22 protein-coding genes are annotated in these 21,995 nt (G+C 70.4%); 4 read left to right on the top strand and 18 right to left on the bottom strand.

What is annotated here, in order from left to right; translation table 11 throughout:
* Nucleotides 1-25 precede the first annotated feature (25 nt).
* The 18 genes from IPG65_RS03305 to IPG65_RS03220 all read right to left on the bottom strand — a co-directional run bounded on the left by IPG65_RS03305 (nt 26) and on the right by IPG65_RS03220 (nt 17,915).
* Nucleotides 26-1,186 (bottom strand): ATP phosphoribosyltransferase regulatory subunit, encoded by a 1,161-nt coding sequence (locus tag IPG65_RS03305; RefSeq protein WP_293187847.1) that lies wholly within the window; start codon nt 1,184-1,186, stop codon nt 26-28.
* Between the two features lie 190 nt (nt 1,187-1,376).
* Nucleotides 1,377-1,562, bottom strand: a complete 186-nt coding sequence (locus IPG65_RS03300) for a DUF2065 domain-containing protein (RefSeq protein ID WP_293187846.1) — start codon at nt 1,560-1,562, stop codon at nt 1,377-1,379.
* A gap of 22 nt (nt 1,563-1,584) precedes the next feature.
* Nucleotides 1,585-2,472: a protease modulator HflC gene (locus IPG65_RS03295; protein WP_293187845.1), complete on the bottom strand. Its 888-nt coding sequence runs from the start codon at nt 2,470-2,472 to the stop codon at nt 1,585-1,587.
* 17 nt (nt 2,473-2,489) lie between these two features.
* Nucleotides 2,490-3,851: an FtsH protease activity modulator HflK gene (gene hflK / locus IPG65_RS03290; protein WP_293187844.1), complete on the bottom strand. Its 1,362-nt coding sequence runs from the start codon at nt 3,849-3,851 to the stop codon at nt 2,490-2,492.
* Entirely contained in the window at nt 3,848-5,035 is a 1,188-nt protein-coding gene (gene hflX, locus IPG65_RS03285; protein WP_293187947.1) for a GTPase HflX, read from the bottom strand. Before hflX ends, hflK begins: the two co-directional genes overlap by 4 nt.
* A gap of 120 nt (nt 5,036-5,155) precedes the next feature.
* A complete protein-coding gene (hfq, locus tag IPG65_RS03280) occupies nt 5,156-5,425 on the bottom strand; it encodes an RNA chaperone Hfq (RefSeq protein ID WP_293187843.1) in 270 nt (89 codons plus the stop codon).
* A 124-nt stretch (nt 5,426-5,549) separates the two neighbouring features.
* Nucleotides 5,550-6,890 carry a ribosome biogenesis GTPase Der gene (gene der, locus IPG65_RS03275; protein WP_293187842.1) on the bottom strand — a complete coding sequence of 447 codons (1,341 nt, stop codon included), beginning with the start codon at nt 6,888-6,890 and terminating at the stop codon, nt 5,550-5,552.
* 16 nt (nt 6,891-6,906) lie between these two features.
* Nucleotides 6,907-8,040, bottom strand: coding sequence for an outer membrane protein assembly factor BamB (gene bamB, locus IPG65_RS03270; protein ID WP_293187841.1), 1,134 nt, complete (start codon nt 8,038-8,040; stop codon nt 6,907-6,909).
* The gene (locus IPG65_RS03265) at nt 8,037-8,708 is read right to left on the bottom strand and encodes a tetratricopeptide repeat protein (protein WP_293187840.1); all 672 of its coding nucleotides are present in this window, start codon (nt 8,706-8,708) and stop codon (nt 8,037-8,039) included. Before IPG65_RS03265 ends, bamB begins: the two co-directional genes overlap by 4 nt.
* 17 nt (nt 8,709-8,725) lie before the next feature.
* A complete protein-coding gene (hisS, locus tag IPG65_RS03260; RefSeq protein ID WP_293187839.1) occupies nt 8,726-10,033 on the bottom strand; it encodes a histidine--tRNA ligase in 1,308 nt (435 codons plus the stop codon).
* A gap of 80 nt (nt 10,034-10,113) precedes the next feature.
* On the bottom strand, nt 10,114-11,388 hold the full coding sequence (gene ispG / locus IPG65_RS03255; protein WP_293187838.1) for a flavodoxin-dependent (E)-4-hydroxy-3-methylbut-2-enyl-diphosphate synthase: 1,275 nt from the start codon (nt 11,386-11,388) through the stop codon (nt 10,114-10,116).
* The gene (locus tag IPG65_RS03250) at nt 11,388-12,257 is read right to left on the bottom strand and encodes a helix-turn-helix domain-containing protein (protein ID WP_293187837.1); all 870 of its coding nucleotides are present in this window, start codon (nt 12,255-12,257) and stop codon (nt 11,388-11,390) included. Before IPG65_RS03250 ends, ispG begins: the two co-directional genes overlap by 1 nt.
* On the bottom strand, nt 12,250-13,062 hold the full coding sequence (gene pilW, locus IPG65_RS03245; RefSeq protein WP_293187836.1) for a type IV pilus biogenesis/stability protein PilW: 813 nt from the start codon (nt 13,060-13,062) through the stop codon (nt 12,250-12,252). The genes IPG65_RS03250 and pilW overlap by 8 nt, the downstream gene beginning before the upstream one ends.
* Nucleotides 13,059-14,285 (bottom strand): 23S rRNA (adenine(2503)-C(2))-methyltransferase RlmN, encoded by a 1,227-nt coding sequence (gene rlmN, locus IPG65_RS03240; RefSeq protein ID WP_293187835.1) that lies wholly within the window; start codon nt 14,283-14,285, stop codon nt 13,059-13,061. The genes pilW and rlmN overlap by 4 nt, the downstream gene beginning before the upstream one ends.
* Nucleotides 14,286-14,313: 28 nt before the next feature.
* Nucleotides 14,314-14,739, bottom strand: a complete 426-nt coding sequence (gene ndk / locus IPG65_RS03235; protein WP_293187834.1) for a nucleoside-diphosphate kinase — start codon at nt 14,737-14,739, stop codon at nt 14,314-14,316.
* Between the two features lie 74 nt (nt 14,740-14,813).
* Complete coding sequence (locus tag IPG65_RS03230; RefSeq protein ID WP_293187833.1) at nt 14,814-16,169, bottom strand: pseudouridine synthase; 1,356 nt, start codon at nt 16,167-16,169, stop codon at nt 14,814-14,816.
* Nucleotides 16,166-16,861 carry an SMC-Scp complex subunit ScpB gene (gene scpB / locus IPG65_RS03225; RefSeq protein WP_293187832.1) on the bottom strand — a complete coding sequence of 232 codons (696 nt, stop codon included), beginning with the start codon at nt 16,859-16,861 and terminating at the stop codon, nt 16,166-16,168. Before scpB ends, IPG65_RS03230 begins: the two co-directional genes overlap by 4 nt.
* Before the next feature lie 112 nt (nt 16,862-16,973).
* The gene (locus IPG65_RS03220) at nt 16,974-17,915 is read right to left on the bottom strand and encodes an RluA family pseudouridine synthase (protein ID WP_293187946.1); all 942 of its coding nucleotides are present in this window, start codon (nt 17,913-17,915) and stop codon (nt 16,974-16,976) included.
* A 107-nt stretch (nt 17,916-18,022) separates the two neighbouring features.
* Between IPG65_RS03220 and IPG65_RS03215 the strand changes: the two genes are divergently transcribed.
* The 4 genes from IPG65_RS03215 to IPG65_RS03200 all read left to right on the top strand — a co-directional run bounded on the left by IPG65_RS03215 (nt 18,023) and on the right by IPG65_RS03200 (nt 21,935).
* Nucleotides 18,023-18,826, top strand: a complete 804-nt coding sequence (locus tag IPG65_RS03215; protein WP_293187831.1) for an outer membrane protein assembly factor BamD — start codon at nt 18,023-18,025, stop codon at nt 18,824-18,826.
* A 54-nt stretch (nt 18,827-18,880) separates the two neighbouring features.
* Nucleotides 18,881-19,603 carry a GntR family transcriptional regulator gene (locus tag IPG65_RS03210; RefSeq protein ID WP_293187830.1) on the top strand — a complete coding sequence of 241 codons (723 nt, stop codon included), beginning with the start codon at nt 18,881-18,883 and terminating at the stop codon, nt 19,601-19,603.
* Between the two features lie 404 nt (nt 19,604-20,007).
* Complete coding sequence (locus IPG65_RS03205; protein ID WP_293187829.1) at nt 20,008-21,498, top strand: NCS1 family nucleobase:cation symporter-1; 1,491 nt, start codon at nt 20,008-20,010, stop codon at nt 21,496-21,498.
* Nucleotides 21,499-21,671: 173 nt separating this feature from the next.
* Nucleotides 21,672-21,935 carry a hypothetical protein gene (locus tag IPG65_RS03200; RefSeq protein ID WP_293187828.1) on the top strand — a complete coding sequence of 88 codons (264 nt, stop codon included), beginning with the start codon at nt 21,672-21,674 and terminating at the stop codon, nt 21,933-21,935.
* The last annotated feature ends 60 nt before the right edge of the window (nt 21,936-21,995 follow it).

Raw genomic sequence — 21,995 nt, 5'->3', positions numbered from 1 at the left:
TATCGCTCGAAAAATGGAAGAAAGGTCAGAGCGCGATCACGACCCAGCGCTCGCCATGCCGGACCAGCTCGCGGTCGCAGTGGAACTCGTCGATCTCGCTCTCGTGGCCCGGCAGCACGCACACCACGGTCTCGCCCTGGCGGCGCAGCCCGGCCACCGCCGCCGGCAGGCCCGGCGCGTCGCTCCAAGGCGCGCGGATGGCCGCGCGCAGCGGGCGCGACGCGGCCACGCGCACCAACTGCTTGACGTCCAGGCTGAAACCCACGGCCGGCCGCTCACGGTCGAGCTTGTGGCCGAACACCGCGCCCACGCCGTCGTAGCGCCCACCGCGCAGCAACGCATCGCCCGCGCCCTCGGCATAGATGGCGAAGCGCGCGCCGCTGTAGTAGCCCCAGCCGCGCGCGTCGGCCAGGTCGAAGCTGACGCGAACGCCCTCCAGGCGAGACGCCAGCCACTTCAAATCCGATAGCGCCTGGCGCAATTCCGGCGCGGGCTGGAGGACTTTTTCGGCCTTATCCAGCACCTCGGCGCCGCCGTACAGGCCGACCAGCGCCCGCAGGCCCTCGCGCGTGGCCGCCGGCAGGCCGCGGCTGACGCGCGCCAGTTCGCTGGCGTCCTTGGTGGCCAGGGCGCGGTGGATGTCGGCCCGCACGGTCTCGTCGGCCGGCACGTCCGCCAGCAGCGCGCGCACGATGCGCGCGTCGGCCAGGTCCACGCTCAGGCCCTCCACGGGCGCGGCGCGCAGGCAGTCGAGCGCCAGCGAGAGGATCTCGAGGTCGGCCTCGCGCCCCGGGTGGCCGTAGATCTCGGCGCCGAACTGCAGCGGCTCGCGCGTGGCGTGCGGGCGTTCGGGGCGGGTGTGCAGCACCGGACCGCAGTAGCACAGGCGCGTGACGGCGCCGCGGCCCAGCAAGTGGGCGTCGATGCGCGCCACCTGGGGCGTGGTGTCGGCGCGCAGGCCGAGGGTGCGGCCGGAGAGCTGGTCCACCAGCTTGAAAGTCTGCAGGCCCAGCGCCTCGCCGGTACCGGTGAGCAGGGATTCGAGGTGCTCGATGAGCGGCGGGATCACCAACTCATAACCGTACCCGCGGGCGGTGTCGAGCAGTTGACGGCGGAGTTCCTCGATGTGCCGGGCCTCGGAGGGCAATACATCGGCGATGTGATCCGGCAGGAGCCAGGCGGACATGGCTTGTCAGCTTTCGCGGGGCTGTTAAAAACGTGATTCTACCGGCCAGGTGGATGTGGCCCCCACGCTTCCCCGCTGCGCGTGGTCCGCTGCCCCCCGAGGGGGCTCCGGCCGCCTTGGGGCGGCCCGGCAGCGGCCGGCGGCCCCCAACGCTTCCCCGCTGCACGGGGCTCGCTGCCCCCGAGGGGCCTCAGCTCAGCCAGAGCAGGATCAGCCCGCCCAGCACCCCGGCCAGGCCGAAGAAGCGGATCTGCCCGTCGTGCAGTTGCAGCATCTGGGTGAAGACCCGGCGCCAGGCGCCGGGGGCCAGGAGGGGCAGCAGGCCCTCGATGAGGAAGACCAGGCCCAGGGCGGCCAGCAGGACGTCGCTGTTCATGCGGCGCGTCCTGCCCGCGGGTCTACCGACGCGCTGGCGCGCCGCGCAGGTTCTTGAAGAAGTCCGACGAGGCGGGGTCGATGACCAGCACGTCGCCCTTCTGGCCGATGCTGGCCTTGTAGGCGTCGAGGCTGCGGTAGAACTCGGCGAACTGCGGGTCCTTGCCGAAGGCTTCGCCGTAGGTGCGGGTGGCCGCGGCGTCGCCCTCGCCGCGCACCTTCTCGGCGTCGCGGTAGGCATTGGCCACGGTGATCTCGCGCTGGCGGTCGGCGCTGGCGCGGATCTGCTCGCCCTCGGCGGCGCCGGTGGAGCGCAACTCGTTGGCGACGCGCTGGCGCTCGGCCTGCATGCGGCGGTACACCGATTCGGTGATGGACTCGACGTAGTCGGCGCGGGTGATGCGCACGTCGACGATGTCGATGCCCCAGGGCTTCTCGCCCTTGACGGATTCGGTCACCTCTCGCTTGACGTCGGCCATCAGGGTCTCGCGCCGGGTGGAGATCAGCTCGCGCACGGTGCGGCGGTTGATCTCCTCCTGGAAGGCGTTGCGCACGACGCGGTTGAGCTGCATGGCGCCGGCGTTCTCGTCCAGGCCGACGTTGCGGATGTAGGCCTGCGGATCGGTGATGCGCCAGCGCACGTACCAGTCGATGACGACACGCTGCTTCTCGGCCGTGAGCACCGGTTCGGTGTCCATGCTGTCGAGGGTGAGCAGGCGCTTGTCGATGTAGTTGACGTTCTGGAACGGCGGTGGCAGTTTGAAGTTAAGGCCCGGCTGGACGATGACTTCCTTGATCTGGCCGAGCTGGTAGACCACGCCGAACTGGCGCTGGTCAACGACGAACATGGTCGAGGCCAGCAGGGCCAGGGCGATGAGGACGGTGGTGCCGATGAAGCCGACTTTATTCATGGTGTGCAGCCTCCTGATCAGCGGGATTCGCGCTCGCGGCCGCGAGCGTCGCCCCGGGCGCGCGCGTCGGGCGCGGTCTGCGCGGCGGGCGCGGGCGCCGGTGACGGCGCGGCGGCCGCCGGCGTGGCGGCGCCGGCCGACTGCAGGATCTTGTCGAGCGGCAGGTACATCAGGTTGCCGCCGGCGCGGCTGTCGATGATGATCTTGTTGACGCCGCCGTATATCTGCTGCATGGCGTCGACGTACATGCGGTCGCGGGTGACCTGCGGTGCCTTCTGGTATTCGGCCAGCACGGACGAGAAGCGCTGCGAATCGCCCTGCGCTTGCGCGACGATGCGGGCCTTGTAGCCCTCGGCCTCCTGCGTCAGGCGGGCGGCGGTGCCGACGGCGCGCGGCACCACGTCGTTGGCGTAAGCCTGGGCCTCGTTCTTCACGCGCTCGCGCTCCTGGCCGGCCTTGAGCACATCGTCGAAGGCGGCCTGCACCTGCTCGGGCGGACGCACGCCGCCCTGCTGCATGTTGACGGCCACCACCTCGACGCCGACCTTGTAGCGGTCCAGGATGGTCTGCATCAGGTCGCGCACGCGCGGGGCGATCTGGTCGCGTTCCTCGGCCATGGCGGTGTCCATGGTCATCTTGCCGACGACCTCGCGCACGGCGCTCTCGGCGGCCTGCACCACGGCGTCGTCGGGGCTCTTGCTCTCGAACAGGTAGGCGCGCGCGTCGTTCAGGCGGTACTGCACGGCGAACTTGATCTCGACGATGTTCTCGTCCTGCGTCAGCATGGCCGACTCGCGCAGGCCGGTGGACTTGATGACGTTGTCGCGGCCCACGTCGACCGAGCGGATCTGCGTCACGCGCACGGTCTCGTGGCGCTGGATGGGGTACGGCAGGCGCCAGTTGAAGCCGGCGCCCACGGTGGACTGGTAGCGCCCGAACTGGGTGATGACGGCCTGTTGGCCTTCCTGCACGATGAAGAAGCCCGTGCCCAGCCAGATCAGCACGGCGACGGCGCCGATCAGGCCCATGCCGAGGCCGGCGCTCTTCATGTCGGGATGGAAGTTGCCGCCCCCCCCGCCACCGGGACGGCGGCCGTTGCCGCCCCTGCCGAACAGACCGTTCAGCTTGCGGGTAAGGTCGCGCCACAGCTCGTCCAGGTCGGGCGGGCCCTGGCTGGGGCCGCGGCCGCGCAGGGGCTGCGACGGCGGCGAGGGAGGCTGCGGGCGCGGCGGCTCGGCGGGACGCTGGTCGTCCGGGCGCGGCTCGTCCGGGCCGCCGGCATCGCCGCCACGCCCCCACTGCGGGTCATTCAGGTTGAACATGCCCCGGAGGCGACCAGGCCAGGCGGCCAGGCGCGGGGAGCTGAAGCGGTCTTTCATTCGTCGAGGTCTCGGCTGTGCAACCCATGATTGTGCCCAATCGGGGTGGCGGGACCGGAAGTCGGGTTGTTCAGCGGCGGCGCGGCCTGGGCGCGACGCGCCAGTTCGGCGCGCAGCAGCGGCAGGCCCTCGCCGGTGCGCGCGCTCACGAACACGCGGCCCACCGAGCGGCCTTCCACGTCCATCGTGTCCTGCAAGGCGTGGGGACGGCGCGACTCGTCCAGCGCGTCGAGCTTGTTAAACACCGCCAGTTGCGGCACGCCGCCGGCGCCGATGTCGTGCAGCACCCGCTGCACCTCGGCCATCTGCTCGGGAAAGCCGGGGTTGGCGGCATCGACGACGTGCAGCAGCAGGTCGGCGTCGGCGGCCTCCTGCAGCGTGGCCTGGAAAGCCTCGACCAGGCCGTGCGGCAGGTCGCGGATGAAGCCCACGGTGTCTGACAACGAGACCGAGCGCCCGGCGCTGCCGTCCTCGGCGGCGCCGGCGTGGGCGAGGTAGAGCTGGCGCGTGGTGGTGTCCAGCGTGGCGAAGAGCTGGTCTGCCGCGTAGGCGCGCGCCTTGACCAGAGCGTTGAACAGCGTGGACTTGCCGGCGTTGGTGTAGCCGACCAGGGAGATGTTGAAGGTCTCGCGCCGCTCGCGCTGGCGGCGCTGGGTGCGGCGCTGGCGCTTGACCTTGATCAGGCGCTCCTTGGTGCGCTTGATGGACTCGCCGATCATGCGACGATCCAACTCGATCTGGGTCTCGCCGGGACCGCCGCGCCCGCCGATGCCGCCCTGCTGGCGCTCCAGGTGCGACCAGCGGCGCACCAGGCGGGTGCTGAGGTACTGCAGGCGCGCCAGCTCGACCTGCAGCTTGCCCTCGTGGCTGCGCGCGCGCTGGGCGAAGATTTCCAGGATGAGCAGGGTGCGGTCGTTGACCGGCAGGCCGATGGCGCGCTCCAGGTTGCGCTGCTGCGCCGGGCTGAGGGCCTGGTCGAACAGCACTTCCTGCGCACCCTCGGCCTCGGCCAGCAGGCGGATCTCGTCGGCCTTGCCGCTGCCGACGAACAGCGCCGCATCGGGCGCCTTGCGGCGGCAGGTCAAGCGCGCCACCGGGTCCATGCCGGCGGTCTCGGCCAGCAGGCCGAGCTCCTGCAGCTCACCGTCGAAATGCGGCGCGCCAAGGTCCACCCCCACCAGCACGGCGGCGGCGCGTTGAGGAGGTGCGGTGGCGGGCAACGTGGAAGGGCGGCTGGTTCGCCGATCCACGCGTTTGCTCCTTTTTTAGGAGCTGTTGGCGCAGATGTGGCGCGGGCTGCAGGCTTATTTGGCTTCGGATTCAGGGTTGTCGGCGCTGGCCGAGAAATTGACGGGGCGTCCCGGCACGATGGTCGAGATGGCGTGCTTGTAGACCATTTGCGTGACGGTGTTGCGCAGCAGCACGACGTATTGGTCGAAGGATTCGATCTGACCCTGGAGCTTGATGCCGTTCACCAGATAGATGGAAACCGGGATGTGCTCGCGCCGCAGGGTGTTCAGAAACGGGTCTTGTAGGAGTTGCCCTTTGTTGCTCACGATATTCTCCGTGTTCAAAATGGAGGTGTTGAAGAGGAATGAACTTACCACATGGGGATGGTCAAGCCCATCACAAGAGGCGCGATCAGGGCCATGGACGCCGAATTGGCGATATCGGCCTACAAAGGCGCTTCATCGGGAGTTAGGAGTCTTTTTCGGCGTAGGGGTTCCGCGCCGTTTTCATCTCGACGCGCAGCGGCGTGCCGGTCAGATCGAACGCCTTGCGGAAGCGCCCTTCCAGGAAGCGCTTGTAGGCATCGGTCACGCCTTCGAGCGAGTTGCCGTGCACCACGATCACCGGCGGGTTCATGCCGCCCTGGTGGGCGTAGCGCAGCTTGGGCCGGTACATGCCCGAGCGCTTGGGCGCCTGGAACTGCACCGCCTCCTGCAGCAGGCGGGTGAGCTGCGGCGTCGGCATCTTGCGCATGGCCGCCTGGTGCGCCTTGGCGATGGAGCGCCACAGCGGGCCCAGGCCCTGGCGCTTCCTGGCCGAGATGAAATGCAGCTCGGCGAACTTCAGGAACGCCAGCCGCGTCTCGATGGAGCGCTGGACCAGCTCGCGCTGGTAGGCATCCACCGCGTCCCACTTGTTGATGGCCAGCACCACGGCGCGGCCGGCGTCCAGGATGAAGCCGGCGATGTGCGCGTCCTGGTCGGTCACGCCCTGCGTGGCGTCCAGCAGCAGCAGCACGACGTTGGCCGACTCGATGGCCTGCAGTGTCTTGACGACGGAGAACTTCTCGATCGCCTCGAACACCTTGCCCTTGCGGCGCAGGCCAGCGGTGTCGATCAGCGCGAACTTCTGGCCGTCGCGCTCGAACGGCACCGTGATGGCGTCGCGCGTGGTGCCCGGCAGGTCGAAGGCGACCAGCCGCTCCTCGCCCAGCCAGGTGTTGATGAGGGTGGATTTGCCGACGTTGGGGCGCCCGGCCACGGCCAAACGGATGGTGCCGTCGTCCTCGGCCGCCGCATCCTCCTCGGGCTCGGACAGGCCGATGGCGTCCAGCGCGGCTTCCACCAGGTCGCGCACGCCCTGGCCGTGCGCGGCCGACACGGGGATGACCTCGCCCAGGCCCAGCTCGTAGAACTCGGCCAGTTGCGCGCCCTCGCGCATGCCCTCGGCCTTGTTGGCCACCAGCAGGCAGTGCTTGCCCAGGCGGCGCAGGTAGACCGCGATGTCGTGGTCCTGCGCCGACAAGCCGGCGCGCGCGTCGACGACGAAGAGCACCACGTCCGCCTCGGCCACGGCCTGCTGGGTCTGGCGGGCCATCTCCTTGACGATGCCGGACTCGGCGTCCGGCTCGAAGCCGCCGGTGTCGATGACGATGTACTCGCGCCGGCCCAGGTGGCCCTGGCCGTAGTGGCGGTCGCGCGTGAGGCCGGCGAAGTCGGCCACGATGGCGTCGCGGCTCTTGGTGAGCCGGTTGAACAGCGTGGACTTGCCGACGTTGGGGCGGCCGACGAGAGCCAGGACAGGTTTCACGCAGGGGCCTTGGGAGTCAGTCCGGCACGTAGCCGAACACGCCGCCGGCGCGCGTGACGACCACCAGCGTGTTGCCCGCCGCCACGGGGGTGGCGGCGATGCCGGAGCCGTCGGTGCTGAAGCGGTTGAGCGGGCTGCCGCCCTCGCGCGAGAGCATGTGCACCAGGCCCGTGCTGTCGCCGACGATGACGGAGCGGCCGAGCACCAGCGGCCCGGTGAGGTGGCGCCACTGCAGGCGCTCGCTGGCCCAGGCGCGCTCACCGGTGTCGGCGCGCCAGGCCAGCACGCGACCGTCGGATTCGGCGCCGTACAGGCGCTGGTCGTCGCCGTGCACGCCGGTGGCGCCGTTGGCCGGGCGCGCCCAGCGCAAGTTGCCGTTGCTGGCGTCCACGCAACCCACGGCGGCCTGGAAGGCGCGCACGCAGACCGTGTCGCCCTGGCGGCTGAAGCCGCCCACCAGATCGACCAGGCGCTCCACGTCGTTGGTGCCGCGCGCCGAGGCCACGGGCGCTTCCCAGCGCACGCCGCCGTCGTCGGGGTCGATGCCGATCAGGCGGCCCGCCATGCCGGCCACCAGGGTGTTGCCCACCGGCAGCAGCACGCCGGCCTGGCGCAGCACCAGCGGCTCGGCCGGGCGCTGCAGTTTCCACAGGCGCGCGCCGCTGCGGCCGTCGAGCGCGGTCAACGAGCGGTCGGCCCCCAGCACGAACACGCGTCCGCCGGCCACCAGCGGCGCGGTGTAGCTCTGCGTCGGCAGCCGCTGGCGCCACAGCTCGCGGCCGCCTTCCAGCGCCACGACCTGGTTGGCGCGCGTGACCACGGCGGTGATCCGGCCGTCGCTGCCGACCCCGGCCGACAGCTCGGCGCCGGCGCTGGCGCGGCCCAACTCGCGGCCGCTGACCGCGTCGAGCGTGACCACCGTGCCGTCGCTGGCGGCCACCACCACCTGCGTGCCCTGGGCGTGGACCTGCAGCGGGAAGCTCACCGCCGGCAGCCTGACGGCCCAGGCCTGGCGCACGGCGACCAGCGCCACGTTAGGCGGCAGTTCGGCGGGCGTGGGCCGCGCCGAGCCGCCGGCGCAGCCGGCCAGCACGGCGGCCATCGCCAGGGCCAGCACGGCAGGGCGAGAAGGGAAGGCGCGCCGCATCATGATGCCGCTCCGGTCTTGCCGGCCTCGGGGTCGATGCCCAGCGCGTTGAGCTTGATGCCCACCAGGCGCCGGTAGTCGCCGCTCTCGGCGGCGAGGCCCTGGTAGGCCTTGCCGAACTCGGCCCCCGCCTCGCTGCGCTTGCCCTGCAGCAGCAGCACGTCGCCGCGGCGGTCGGCGGCCAGCGCCACGTACTGCGGCGGGAAGCTGGCCGAGAGGGTCTTCAGCGCCTCGTCGTAGGCTTTCTCGCCGGTCTGCAGCGAGGCCAGGCGCAGGCGCGCCACGGCGCGCAGCCCGTCGTCGGGCGCCTTGTCGGCGACCCAGGCCAGCGCGGCCTTGGCCTCGGCGGGCTTGGCCTTGTCCTGCAGCACCTTGGCGGCCAGCAGCGCGCCGTGCGCGGCGTAGGCGGTGCCGCCGTACTTGTCCTTCATGTCGACCAGGGCGCGCTCCAGGCGGGCCACGTCGCCGGCCTCGGCGCTGCGGTCGATCTCCTCGTACAGGGCCGAGGACAGCGCGCCTTGCCGGCGCTCCCAGTATTGCCAACCGTTCCAGGCGGCGTAGGCGCCCAGCGCGACGATCAGCACCCAGGTGATGAGGTTGCCCCAACGGTTCCAGAAGTGCTTGAGCGCGTCAAGCTGCTCCTGTTCTTCGAGGTCGAGATGTTTCGCCATGTGTGTTCAGTCTGCGGTCAAGCGGGGGATTTTAGGCTGTCGGCCCAGGTGGCCGGATCGGCCAGCGGCCGGCGCGCCTGCGCGCCCGCGCCGTCACGCAGCGCCTTGACGGTGACTTCGCCCGCGGCCACCTCGTCGGCGCCGAAGATCAGGGCGAAGCGCGCGCCGGAGCCGTCGGCCTTCTTGAACTGGCTCTTCATGCTGCCCAGGCCAGCCTCGCCGCCAGCGTGCATCTGCACCGCCACGCCGCGCGCGCGCAGCGCCCGCAGGCAGCGCATGGCCTGGGGCACGCCGCCGGCGTCGGGGATGACGGCGTAGGCGTCAGGCACGGGGTCGGGCACGGCCACGCCCTCCTCCTTGAGCAGCTCCAGCACGCGCTCCACGCCCAAGGCCCAGCCGACGGCCGGGGCCGGCTTGCCGCCGATCTGCTCGATGAGGTAGTCGTAGCGTCCGCCGCCGCAGAGGGTGCCCTGCGCGCCCAGGTGCTCGGTGATGAACTCGAACACCGTCAGGTTGTAGTAGTCGAGCCCGCGCACCAGGCGCGGGTTGATGGCGAAAGCGATGCCGTTGGCGGCGAGCACGTCCTGCACGGCCTGGAAGTGCGCGCGCGAGGCCTCGCCCAGGTGGTCGATCAGCTTCGGCGCGCCCTCCACCAGCGCCTGCATGGCGGGGTTCTTGGTGTCGAGGATGCGCAGCGGGTTGCTGTGCAGGCGCCGGCGCGCGTCTTCGTCGAGCTGGCCCTGGTGTGCCTCGAAGTAGGCGATCAGCGCCGCGCGGTGCCCGCGCCGCTCGTCGGGCTGGCCCAGGCAGTTGAGCTCCAGCCGCCAGTGGCGAATGCCCAACTCGGCCCACAGGTGGGCGGCCAGCAGGATCAGCTCGGCATCGACTTCCGGCCCGCCGAAGCCCAGCGCCTCGGCGCCGATCTGGTGGAACTGGCGGTAGCGGCCGCGCTGCGGGCGCTCGCGCCGGAACATGGGGCCCATGTAGTACAGCCGCTTGCCGCCGTCGTACAGCAGGTTGTGCTCGGCGGCGGCGCGCACCACGCCGGCGGTGTTCTCGGGGCGCAGGCTCAGGTGGTCGGCGTGGCCGTGTTGGTCCTGCCGGTCTTCGAAGGAGTACATCTCCTTCTCGACGATGTCCGTCACCTCGCCCAGCCCGCGCGTGAACAGCTGCGTGTGCTCCATGATCGGCGTGCGCACGTTGCGGAAGGCGTGCGCGGCCATGGCGCGGCGCACCACGGCCTCCAGCCATTCCCAGCGCGCCGACTCGGGCGGCAGGATGTCGTTCATGCCCTTGACGGCGGTGATGCGGAGCGGCTTGGACATTCGATGGAAACTATGATTTTTATAGCTAATGGCGCTTGTTCCGCGCCGGCTGGAGGCCGATTTGTCTTGAAATCCCGGGTTCAGGCCGCTGCCTCGCCGAAGCGCTGCTCGATGTAGCGCTCGACGATGGCGTGGAACTCGCGCGCGATGTGCTCGCCGCGCAGCGTCAGGGCCTTCTCGCCGTCGATGAACACCGGCGCGGCCGGCGCCTCGCCGGTGCCGGGCAGGCTGATGCCGATGTCGGCGTGCTTGCTCTCGCCCGGGCCGTTGACGATGCAGCCCATCACCGCCACCTTGAGCGACTCCACGCCGGGGTAGCGCGCGCGCCACACCGGCATCTGCGCGCGCAGGTGGTCGTCGATCTGCTTGGCCAGTTCCTGGAACGTGGTGCTGGTGGTGCGCCCGCAGCCGGGGCAGGCGGTGACGCTGGGCACGAACACGCGCAGGCCCAGCGACTGCAGTATCTCGGACGCCACCACCACCTCCTGCGTGCGCGCCTCGCCCGGCTGCGGCGTCAGGCTGACGCGGATGGTGTCGCCGATGCCCTCCTGCAGCAGGATGGCCAGCGCGGTGCTGGAGGCCACGGTGCCCTTGGTGGCCATGCCGGCCTCGGTCAGGCCCAGGTGCAGCGGGTAGTCGCAGCGGCGCGCCAGCGCGCGGTACACGGCGATCAGATCCTGCACGCCGCTGACCTTGCAGCTCAGGATGACCTGCGCCGGGTCCATGCCCAGTTCCACCGCCTGCGCGGCCGAGCCGACGGCGGACTGGATCAGCGCCTCGTACATCACCTGGCGCGCCTCCCACGGCTCGCGCCGCCGGGCGTTCTCGTCCATCAGGCCGGCCAGCAGCTCCTGGTCCAGGCTGCCCCAGTTGACGCCGATGCGCACCGGCTTGTCCCATTTCAGCGCGGCCTCCACCATCTGGCCGAACTGCGCGTCGCGCTTGGCGCCCTTGCCGACGTTGCCGGGGTTGATGCGGTACTTGCTCAAAGCCTCGGCGCAGGCCGGATGATCGGTCAGCAGCCGGTGGCCGTTGTAGTGGAAGTCGCCGATCAGCGGCACGTCCACGCCCATGCGGTCGAGCTGCTCGCGGACGTAGGGCACCTGCGCCGCCGCCTCGGGCGTGTTGACGGTGATGCGCACCAGTTCGCTGCCGGCCAGCGCGAGTTCCTTCACCTGAATGGCGGTGGCGATGGCGTCCTGCGTGTCGGTGTTGGTCATCGACTGCACGCGCACCGGCGCGTCGCCGCCCACCGTGACCACGCGCGCGCCCCAGGCCACGCGCGCCTGGCGCGTGCGGCGCGGCGCGGGCCCGGCCACGGCGATCGGCTGCGGGGAAGCCAGCGGCGCGTCCATCAGTTCACCTCGAAGCGGGACACGGTGGTTCTGCTCAGGGACTTGTGGTCGAACGGCTGGCCGCGCACCGTCACCGTGACGGCGTCCTTGCGGCCGACGGTGACCGCCAGCGGCAGCACGCCGGTCACGCCCACGATCTGGCCGCTGGCCAGGGTGCGGTTGAGCAGTTGCCGGCCCGCCGCGTCGCGCACCGCAACCCAAGTCTCGCCCGTCGCGGTGAAGACCAGCAGGTCACCGGCGGTGGCGGAGCCGGGCTGGGACGCCGCCGCGGTCGCGGGCGCTCCCTGTTCGGCCGACGCGGCGCCCTCCGGCATCTCGGCCGGCGCCGAGGGCTCGGGCGCTGCCACGGAGGGCGTCACGCTCTCGCGCACCGTGCCGTCGCCCGACGGCGTGACCGCCGGCTCCGGCGCGCCCAACCGGATTGGCAGCGTGGGCAGCAACCACAACAGGGCCGCGCCCGCCAGCAGCAGCGCCACGGCGATCAGCAGCGGCCGCGAGAAGCTGCCGGACAGCATCGACGCCGGCCCATCGCTGGCGCGGCGGAAGGGCTGGTTGATGCTGGGGCCGGACGACGGCAGGCCCGGCGCGACCACCGGCATGCGCTCCAGCACCGGCGCCGGGTCGGCGCCGAAGGAGCGGCAGATGGACGAGGCCAGACCGCGCGCGAACGTCACGTCGGGCAGCAGTTCCAGCCGGTCGGCCTCCAGCGCCTCCAGCTTCTGCACCGACACCTTCATGGCGCTGGCCAGCACGGCCGCGTTCACGCCGGCCGACTCGCGCAGCTGGCGCAGCATGGCGCCGGCCGAGGGCTGGTCCGCGGAAGGCGGCGCGACGTGCGCGCCGGCCGGGCCCTGCTCCTGCTCACTCATCGAAATTTCCTTGTTCATAGGCCAGCAGCTCGCGCGACTGCGGGAAGCGCCGGCGCAACTGCACCCCCAACTGCTCCATGGCGCGGCGGTCGTTCAGGCGCCGCTCGACCCGGATACCCAGCCACAGGGACTCGGCGTTGGCCAGCTCACTGTTGTTCAGGCGCCGGATATAGAACTGCGCACGGGCGTTGTCGCCGCGCCGGAACAGCAACTGGGCCAGGGTGTAGCCGGTGACGGGGTTGCCGGCGTCCAGCTCGTAGGAGCGCATCAGCGTCGCCTCGGCCTGGGACGCGTCGCCGCCACGCGCCTCGCAGATGCCCTGCGCCATCAGCGTTTTGGCGCGGCCGGGGTAGGTCGGCACCGCCACGGCGCGCTGGAACTGCTGCACGGCCTGCGGATACTGCCCTTGCTGGCACTGCAGCCAGCCCAGATTGTGCAGGGCGTCGGCGTCGCGCGGGTTGAGCGCGATGGCGCGCTGGAAGTGCGAGCCGGCCAACGCCATGTCGCCCAGCGCCATGTAGACCAGGCCGCCCAGGTTGTAGGCGTCGGCGAAGGACGGGTCGGCCTGCAGCGCCTTCTTCTGCTCGTCCAGCGCGATGGTGTACTGGCCGTTCTCGTAGTAGCCCGTGGCCAGGGCCAGCCGGGTGCGGGCGCGCTTGCGCGCGTCGGTGTCGTCGGAGGCCGTGTGCCACTCGGCCGGCGCGTCGCCGCCGACGGGCTGCGTGCCGCAGCCGGCCAGCAGCCCGACCCAGCCCAGGGCCAGCAGCGCCAGGAGCTTGCGTGAACGGAGGGAAGCAAGGGTCATGAAACGGCCTTTCCGGGCAGTGCATCGGCCGTGTCCGCCACGCGCAGCATCACCGTGCGCTGGCGCGCCATGCGTTGGTGGACCCGGGTGCGGTCCTGCACGTCGCCGGCCAACTGGCCGCAGGCGGCGTCGATGTCGTCGCCGCGCGTCTTGCGCACGGTGGTGACGATACCAGCCTCGTTCAGCACCTGGGCGAAGGCCTGCACGCGCGGCGCGGGCGAGCGCACCAGGCCCGAGGCCGGGAACGGGTTGAAGGGAATCAGGTTGAACTTGCAGCGCAGGCCACCGGCGGCGTGCGCGCGCACCAGATCGACCAGGTCGCGCGCCTGCTCGGGCGCGTCGTTCACGCCGTCGAGCATGCAGTACTCGAAGGTGATGAAGTCGCGCGGCGCGCTGGCCAGGTAGCGCGTGCAGGTCCGCAGCAGCTCATCGAGCGGGTACTTGCGGTTGAGCGGCACCAGGTGGTCGCGCAGCGCATCATCCGGCGCGTGAAGCGACACCGCCAGCGCCACCGGGCAGTCGTGCGCCAGGCGGTCGATCATGGGCACCACGCCGGAGGTGGAGACCGTGACGCGCCGGCGCGACAGGCCGTAGCCGTGGTCGTCGAGCATGGTGCGCAGCGCGGGCACCAGGCGGTCGTAGTTCTGCAGCGGCTCGCCCATGCCCATCATCACCACGTTGGAGATGACGCGCTCGTCCGTAGCGAGGTGCCGGCGCAGGAAGTGCTCGGCGAACCAAAGCTGGGCGACGATCTCGCCCGTCGTCAGGTTGCGGCTGAAGCCCTGGTGCCCGGTGGAGCAGAAGCGGCAGCCGACGGCGCAGCCGGCCTGCGACGAGATGCACAGCGTGCCGCGGTCAAGCGCTGACAGCCCCCGGCCGCCTGCGGCAGCCGCGCCCCGAGGGGGCGGTACGGCGTCGCCGTACTCGGGGATGAACACCGACTCGACCGCGTTGCCCCCGCCGACGTCGAACAACCACTTGATGGTGCCGTCCTTCGACTCGTGCTGGCTGATGACAGACAGCGCGGCCACGTGGGCGCGGCCGGCCAGCTTTTCGCGCAACGACTTGGCCAAGTCGCTCATCTGGCCGAAGTCGGCGACGCCGCGCTGGTGAACCCAGCGGAACAGCTGCGTGGCGCGGAACCGCTTCTCGCCCAGCCCCTCGCAGAACGCGGCGAGGCCGTCCAGATCGAAATCGAGCAGGTTGACGGGAGCGGTGGTCATGCCAGCGGGGCCGGGCCGCGCAGCGGCCTCAGCGGCTGTAGATCGCGAGGCCGGGGAAGAAGAACGCCACTTCGGCGGCGGCCGTCTCGGGCGCGTCGGAGCCGTGCACGGCGTTGGCGTCGATGCTGTCGGCGAAGTCGGCGCGGATGGTGCCCTTGTCGGCCTTCTTGGGGTCGGTGGCGCCCATCAGGTCGCGGTTCTTGGCGATGGCGCCCTCGCCTTCCAGCGCCTGGATCATCACCGGGCCGGAGATCATGAAGTCCACCAGGTCCTTGAAGAACGGGCGCTCCTTGTGCACGGCGTAGAACTGCTCGGCCTCGCGGCGCGACAGGTGCTGCATGCGGGCGGCGGCGACCTTCAGGCCGGCGGCCTCGAAGCGGGCGTAGATCTGGCCGATGACGTTCTTGGCGACGGCGTCGGGCTTGATGATGGACAGGGTGCGTTCGGTGGCCATGTGCTTGGTTTTCCTGATGGATTGAAAGGGACTTCCGCCCGTTGGGCAAAGCCTATGATTTTAACCGGGGCTGGTCATCCGCGGCGCTTGCCGCCGCCTTGCCCGCGGCGCGGGCCGGCCGGCCCGCCCGCGGCCTTGCTGGCGCGCTGGCGGGTGAAGCTGTCGGCGCCGATGTAGCCCAGCGAGGTCTTCATCGGATCGGGCTGCGGACTGTCGCCGCCCGCGCCGAGATTGCCGCCGCCGCGACGCTTACCGCCGCCCGGCCCCTGGCGCGGCGGCTGCTCGCGCGGGCCGCCGGCGCCCGCGCCCGCGCCGGCCATGTTGGGGCGCGGTCCGCTGCCGCGCGAGCGGTCGCCCCGCCCGCGGCGCGGCTTGTCGGGCACTGCCGCGTCCGGATCGCGCCCGCCGCGCAGCACCCGGTCGGGCGTGCCGGAGGCCTCGCCCAGCGCGCGGATGTCGCGCTCGCCCAGCTCCATCCACATGCCGCGCCGCAAGCCGCGCGGCAGCAGCATGGCGCCGTAGCGGATGCGGATCAGGCGGCTGACGGCGTGGCCGACGGATTCGATCATGCGCCGCACCTCGCGGTTGCGGCCCTCGGAGATGGTCACGCGGTACCACTGGTTGGCGCCCTCGCCCAGGCCCTCTTCCTGGATCGAGCTGAACTGCGCCGGGCCGTCGTCCAGCGGCACGCCGTCCAGCAGGCGCTGCTTCTCGCCGTCGGTGAGCGCGCCCAGCACCCGCACGGCGTACTCTCGCTCCAGGCCGAAGCGGGGGTGCATCAGCCGGTTGGCCAGCTCGCCCGAGTTGGTGAACAGCAGCAGCCCCTCGGTGTTCAGGTCCAGCCGGCCGACCGACTGCCACTTGCCCTGCGGCAGACGCGGCAGCCGGCGGAAGACGGTGGGTCGGTTCTGCGGGTCGTCGTGGGTGACGACCTCGCCCACCGGCTTGTGGTAGGCCAGCACGCGCGCGGGCGGCGGCGCGATGCGCAGCGTGATCGGCCTACCGTTGATCTTGACCTGATCGCCGAACTGGATGCGCTGGCCGATGTGCGCCGGCTGGTTGTTGACCGAGATGCGGCCCTCCACGATGAGCTGCTCCATCTCCAGCCGCGAGCCCAGGCCCGCCTGCGCCAGCACCTTGTGCAGCTTGGGCTGCTCGGGCTGGGGCAGCAGCACGCGCTTGGGCGCGGCCGCCGGCGCGGCGGCGGCGTCCTCGTCGAAGCGGCCTGAAACCAGGTCGTCGAAGGCCACGGGCTGATCGTCGGCGGCGGACGGCACGGCGCTGTCCGGCATGTCGATTGCTATATTTTCAATAGCTTCCGGCGCTTCATCCATGCTGGCTGGAGTCACTTTTTTCTCCAGATTCTCAGGATGCCCGGAGGGCTCGCCGGCGTCGCCGGACTGCGGTGCGGAAGGCTCGTCGGGGCTCATGGCGTGGTGGGGTCTGGAACGGGGGATTCGGAAACGGCGGCGGCCTGCGGATCGGCGTCCGCGTCGGCGGCAACGGCTGCGGGAGGTTCGGGTATCGGGGTTTCGCCGGAGAGCGTCGCGGTGGCCAGCGCGTCTTGCGCGGCCGGGCCGAGGGCGTCGAACATGCTGGCCGCCTGGTCGGAGGCGGCTTCCAGCAGCGGCAACTGGTCCAGCGACGCCAGGCCCAGGTCGTCCAGGAACTGCCGGGTGGTGGCGTACAGCGCCGGCCGGCCCACGGTTTCGCGGTGGCCGATGACCTCGACCCAGCCGCGGTCCTCCAGTTGCCTGAGCAGCAGGGAGTTGATGGTGACGCCGCGGATGTCTTCCATGTCGCCGCGCGTCACCGGCTGGCGGTAGGCGATGATGGCCAGCGTCTCCAGCGTCGCGCGGGTGTAGCGGGGCGGCTTCTCGGGGTGCAGGCGGTCCAGGTATTCGCGCATCTCGGGCCGGCTCTGGAAACGCCAGCCGCTGGCCACCTGCACCAGTTCGACGCCGCGCTGCGCCCACTCGTCCTGCAGCTCCAGCAACAGGGTCTTGAGGGTGTCGGCGCCGACCTCGTCGGCGAACAGCACGCGCAGCTCGCGCATCGGCAGGGGCTGCTGCGCGCAGATCAGCGCGGTTTCGAGGATGCGCTTGGCGTCCGCGGAAGTCAAGGCTTGAGTCTCTTTGCTGGGAAAGGGCGCGCCTGGGACGCGCGGTTCGGGCCCGGGGCCCGGGACTGGAATGACGGGGCCGCTGGCGCGGCGCCCACGACGAAACGGTCAATCAACCTAGCTGTCCGGCGGCCGCGTCGTCAGCGCCAATTGTAAGGCCCCAGGCCGCCAGCGCCGCCGCCAGGTCGCCGGGCAGCGGCGCGGCGAAGGCCAGCGGCGCGCCAGTGACCGGGTGCGCGAAGGCCAGCCGCCGCGCGTGCAGCGCCTGCCGCGCCATCCCGGCGGCCGGCAAGCCGCCGTACAGCGCATCGCCCACCAGCGGATGCCCCAGGCTGGCCAGGTGCACGCGGATCTGGTGCGTGCGGCCGGTGCGCAGCAGGCAGCGCACGAGGCAGCCCTGCTCCGCATTCTGGAGCAGCTCGCACAAAGTCTGCGCGGGCTTGCCGGCGTTCCGGTCCGGATCCACCACGGCCATGCGCAGGCGGTTGCGGGGATCGCGCCCAATGGGGGCGTCCACCTCGCGCCGGGCCGGGCCGGCCCAGGGCCGGTGCGCCAGGGCCAGGTATTCGCGCCGCACCTCGCGCGCGGCGATGCGCGCGACCAGGGCGTCCATGGTCGGGCGCGAGCGCGCCACCATCATCAGGCCGCTGGTGTCCTTGTCCAGCCGGTGCACGATACCGGCGCGCGGCAGCAGCGCCGCCCGGGGGTCGCGCGCCAGCAGGGCGTTGAGCAGGGTGCCGCTCCAGTTTCCCGGCGCGGGGTGCACCACCAGGCCGGCGGGCTTGTTGATCACGGCCAGGTGCTCGTCCTCGTACACCACGTCCAGCGGCAGAGCCTGCGGCACGAAGGCCTGGCTCATGGGCGTGGGGCGCAGCTCGATGGTCAGCGCGTCGCCGGCCTTGACCTTCTGCGCCGGCTTGGCGGCGGCGGCGCCGTTCAGGCGCGCGGCGTCCTGCTCGATGAGCTGACTCAGGTAGCTGCGCGAGAACTCGGGCACCAGCGCGGCCAGCGCGCGGTCCAACCGCTGGCCGTGCAGCCCGGCCGGGACGGCCAATTGGCGCTTCTCGGCCGCGCCGCCGGGGTCGGCCGCGTCGTCCTCGGGGTCTTCGAAGGGGGGCGCCGATATAATCGACCGAGCTTGTTTCAAGAGGAATGCCACCGATGCAACGTGCCCGATTATCGGCGGCAGGCGCTGCGGCGCTGACCGCCGCCGCGCTGCTGGCGGCCTGCTCGTCCACGCCGACCGACCGCACCGCCGGCTGGAGCCCCAACCGCATCCACGCCGAGGCCAAGGACGAACTCAATTCCGGCGGCTACGACAAGGCCATCCCGCTGTACGAGAAGCTGGAAGGCCGCGCCGCCGGCACGCCGCTGGCGCAACAGGCGCAGCTGGACAAGGCCTACGCGCAGTTCAAGAACGGCGAAAAGGCCGAGGCCGTGGCCACCCTGGACCGCTTCATGCGGCTGCACCCGGCCAGCCCGGCGATCGACTACGCGCTCTACCTGAAGGGCGTGATCAACTTCAACGACGAGTTGGGGCTGTTCTCGTTCCTGTCGCGGCAGGACTTGTCCGAGCGCGACCAGAAGGCGGCCAAGGAAGCGTTCGAGTCGTTCAACGACCTGGTCACGCGCTTCCCCGACTCGCGCTATGCCCCCGACGCGCGGGCACGCATGCGCTACACCGTGAACGCGCTGGCGCAGTACGAAGTGCACGTGGCGCGCTACTACTACACGCGCGGCGCCTACGTGGCGGCGGTCAACCGAGCGCAGCAGGCCCTGGCCGACTACCGCGACGCGCCGGCGCTGGAAGAAGCGCTCTACATCCTGGTGCAGTCCTACGACAAGCTGAACCTGGCGCAGTTGCGCGACGACAGCAAGCGCGTGCTGGAGCAGAACTACCCCAACAGCGAATACGTGGCGCGCGGCTTCAAGCCCAAGTCGTCGGCGTGGTGGCAGTTGTGGTGAGGCCCTGCCCTTGCTGATGCCCCGCGCCTTGCCCGTGATCCCAGTGCCTTCTTCGTGACCGCCGCCCTCACCCATCAGGAAATCTACGAGCGCATCTACTCGGCCATCAGCGAGCGCCGGCTGCTGCCCGGCATGAAGCTGAGCGAGGAGCGCCTGGCACAGACCTTCCGCACCCACCGCGCTCGCATCCGGGAAGTGCTGATGCGGTTGAACCAGGAGATGGTGATCGAATTGCGTGCCAACCGGGGCGCGTTCGTGGCCTGCCCGACGCCGCGCGATTTGCAGGACGTGTTCGACATGCGGCGCGCGCTGGAGCGGGCGATCGTGATCCAGCTTGCCGAGCGCCATGGCGGCCAGCCGGTCGTCGCGCTGCGCAGCCACGTGCAGAGCGAGGACGAGGCGCGCGCCAGCGGCGACCGCGCCCGGCTGGCGCAACTGACGGGCGAGTTCCACGTGCAGTTGGCGCTGATCACCGAGAACCGGATGTTCAGCGACACGCTGCGCCGGCTGTCGGCGCTGACCAGCCTGGCGATCGCCCAGTACGACGCGCTGGCGGCCGGCGCCTGCCCGCCGCACGAACACGCGGAACTGGTGGCCGCGATCGAGCAGGGCGACGTCAAGCGCGCCGAGCGCTTGATGCTGGACCACCTGGACCACGTGGAGCAGGGCATCCAGCACCCCACGTCCGAGCCGGCTGAACTCGACTTCGAGCAAATTTTCCAGTTGCCCTCCCACCGGCCCGGCCCGGCGGCCAAGCCCGCCCGCAAGCGGGGCTGAGCGGCCCGCGTTACGCGGGCCGACGCGGCGGCGCCCCGCGCCCCATTTCATCGCCCAGAGCCCCCTGTCAGAACCGAATGCCGTCTCCTGGTGCGGTGAATTGGCGTAAATGGGGCATTGCGCCTGACGACAACCCGTGAGCCAGGATGGTCGAACACCTGCGCAGCGCACGCTCTCGGCCGCCCCCGCGCACGTGAAAAATTCAACCGAATCAATTACTTGACGACAATCTTAATCCGGCCAGAGAACAAGATATCAAATATTTTGTCGTCTTTGGCCCGCTTCTTGCATCACGAGAGAGACGGCCAGGATCGGGGCCGTCAAAGCCCGGGCCGTGCGGTGGCAGCCGCCGGACCACTTTCGAGCTCCCGATGCTCTTTCCATCGACACGCAAGGAGTAAGTCATGTCTCACAGTGATCGCAAGGGCGATGACATCGAAGTCATCCCCAACGCCTCGCCCAGTCTGTACAACCACGAGTTGGCGCCCCTCAAAAACCAGACTTGGTCCCGCTTCAACATTTTTTGTTACTGGATGAGCGACGTTCACAGCGTCGGCGGCTACATCTTTGCCGGCAGCCTGTTCGCGCTGGGCCTGACGAGCTGGCAGGTGCTGGTCTCGCTGCTGGCGGGCATCCTGATCGTGCAGTTCTTCTGCAACCTGATCGCCAACCCGAGCCAGACGCACGGCGTGCCCTATCCAGTGATGTGCCGCTCGCCCTTCGGTGTGCGCGGCGCGCAGATTCCGGCGCTGATTCGCGGGCTGATCGCGGTCGGCTGGTACGGCATCCAGACCTACCTGGCCTCGCATGCGCTGGTCGTGCTGGCGCTCAAATTCTTCCCCGAAGTGGCGCCCTACGCGCAGCTTGAGCTGCACGGCTTTGCCGGCCTCTCGACGGTGGGCTGGGCGGCGTTCATGACGATGTGGGTGCTGCAGGCCCTGGTCTTCTGGAACGGCATGGAGGCGATCAAGAAGTTCATCGACATCGCCGGCCCCGCCGTCTATGTCGTGATGTTCGTGCTGGCGGGCTGGATGCTGTGGAAATCGGGCGGCGACCTGAGCCTGAAGCTGGGCGACAAGCAGCTCGAAGGCTGGGGTGTGGTCACCACGATGATCACCTCCATCGCGCTGGTGGCGGGCTACTTCGCCGGGCCGGTGCTGAACTTTGGCGATTTTTCGCGCTACGCCAAGAGCTTCGACGAAGTGAAGAAGGGCAACTTCCTGGGTCTGCCGATCAACTACCTGGCCTTCTCCATCGTCACCGTGGTGACGACGGCGGCCACGGTGCCGGTGTTCGGCGCACTGATCACCGACCCGGTCGAGATGGTCGGCCGGATGGATTCGCCCACCGTGGTGCTGCTGGGCGCCGTGACCTTCGTGCTGGCCACCATCGGCATCAACATCGTCGCCAACTTCGTGCCTTCGGCCTTCGACTTCACGAACCTCGCGCCGAACAAGATCAGTTGGCGCATGGGCGGCATGATGGCCGCAGTGGGCTCGATCTTCGTGACGCCGTGGAACCTGTTCAAGAACCCCGAGATGATCCACTACACGATCGACATGCTGGCCTGCGCCATCGGCCCGCTGTACGGCATCCTGCTGGTGGACTACTACCTGGTGAAGAAGCGCTCGGTCACGGTGCCCGACCTGTACACGATGAACCCGAATGGGCGCTACTGGTACCAGAACGGCGTCAACATGAAGGCGGTCTACGCGCTGATTCCGGCCTCGCTGATCGGCTTCGCGACGGCGATGCTGCCGGCACTCTCGGCCTTCTCCCACTTCTCGATCTTCGTCGCGGGCGCCGTGGCGGCCGTGATCTATTGGGCACTCAACCACCAGGCCATCAGCGCAGCGGTCCCGGGCGCCTACGCGCCGAAGCGCACCGCCACGTGAGGTTCTGAAGCCATCCGCGCACGCGAATCGGGCCCCCTGGCTGGGGCAGGCTCGACTCCCCGTGCGGACCAACCAGTGCCCGCCCGGCCTCAAGCCCAGCGGGCACTGGCGCCACCACGAGGGCGTGGCGAGAACACGATCCGACCCGGACCCCGCCTTGGAGATGACATCCCATGCCCATCCGCATCAAAGCCTCCTTCATGCAGCCGCTGATCTGCGCGACCGCTTCCGCCGCCATGGCCAGACTCCAACCGCTGCTGCATGACCTTCACGCCGCGGGCGGCCTGCATTCAGGCGACGTCATCGTGTGCGCGAACATGCACTTTCGCATTGCCCAGCGCATCTGGCACGGCGGCCCCGACGGACTGGCGCTGGAGATCGTTCTGCAGCACGAGTCGTGGCATGGCCACGCCACCAAGCTCGCCGCCCGCGATTGAGCTTTGCCGACGGGCGCTGCACGCACGGAAGACCTTTCGCAGGCATAGATGACTTGAAAT

It is taken from the genome of Ottowia sp. (genome assembly GCF_016703145.1).
Taxonomy (GTDB): Bacteria; Pseudomonadota; Gammaproteobacteria; order Burkholderiales; family Burkholderiaceae_C; genus Ottowia.
This window is presented reverse-complemented; position numbering and strand designations above follow the sequence as displayed.

Bases quoted from the DNA above. Each gene is read 5' to 3' on its own strand.
- IPG65_RS03305 (WP_293187847.1), bottom strand. From the start codon at position 1,186: ATGTCCGCCTGGCTCCTGCCGGATCACATCGCCGATGTATTGCCCTCC.
- IPG65_RS03300 (WP_293187846.1), bottom strand. From the start codon at position 1,562: ATGAACAGCGACGTCCTGCTGGCCGCCCTGGGCCTGGTCTTCCTCATC.
- IPG65_RS03295 (WP_293187845.1), bottom strand. From the start codon at position 2,472: ATGAATAAAGTCGGCTTCATCGGCACCACCGTCCTCATCGCCCTGGCC.
- hflK (WP_293187844.1), bottom strand. From the start codon at position 3,851: ATGAAAGACCGCTTCAGCTCCCCGCGCCTGGCCGCCTGGCCTGGTCGC.
- bamB (WP_293187841.1), bottom strand. From the start codon at position 8,040: ATGATGCGGCGCGCCTTCCCTTCTCGCCCTGCCGTGCTGGCCCTGGCG.
- IPG65_RS03265 (WP_293187840.1), bottom strand. From the start codon at position 8,708: ATGGCGAAACATCTCGACCTCGAAGAACAGGAGCAGCTTGACGCGCTC.
- hisS (WP_293187839.1), bottom strand. From the start codon at position 10,033: ATGTCCAAGCCGCTCCGCATCACCGCCGTCAAGGGCATGAACGACATC.
- ispG (WP_293187838.1), bottom strand. From the start codon at position 11,388: ATGGACGCGCCGCTGGCTTCCCCGCAGCCGATCGCCGTGGCCGGGCCC.
- IPG65_RS03250 (WP_293187837.1), bottom strand. From the start codon at position 12,257: ATGAGTGAGCAGGAGCAGGGCCCGGCCGGCGCGCACGTCGCGCCGCCT.
- pilW (WP_293187836.1), bottom strand. From the start codon at position 13,062: ATGACCCTTGCTTCCCTCCGTTCACGCAAGCTCCTGGCGCTGCTGGCC.
- rlmN (WP_293187835.1), bottom strand. From the start codon at position 14,285: ATGACCACCGCTCCCGTCAACCTGCTCGATTTCGATCTGGACGGCCTC.
- ndk (WP_293187834.1), bottom strand. From the start codon at position 14,739: ATGGCCACCGAACGCACCCTGTCCATCATCAAGCCCGACGCCGTCGCC.
- IPG65_RS03230 (WP_293187833.1), bottom strand. From the start codon at position 16,169: ATGAGCCCCGACGAGCCTTCCGCACCGCAGTCCGGCGACGCCGGCGAG.
- IPG65_RS03215 (WP_293187831.1), top strand. From the start codon at position 18,023: ATGCAACGTGCCCGATTATCGGCGGCAGGCGCTGCGGCGCTGACCGCC.
- IPG65_RS03205 (WP_293187829.1), top strand. From the start codon at position 20,008: ATGTCTCACAGTGATCGCAAGGGCGATGACATCGAAGTCATCCCCAAC.
- IPG65_RS03200 (WP_293187828.1), top strand. From the start codon at position 21,672: ATGCCCATCCGCATCAAAGCCTCCTTCATGCAGCCGCTGATCTGCGCG.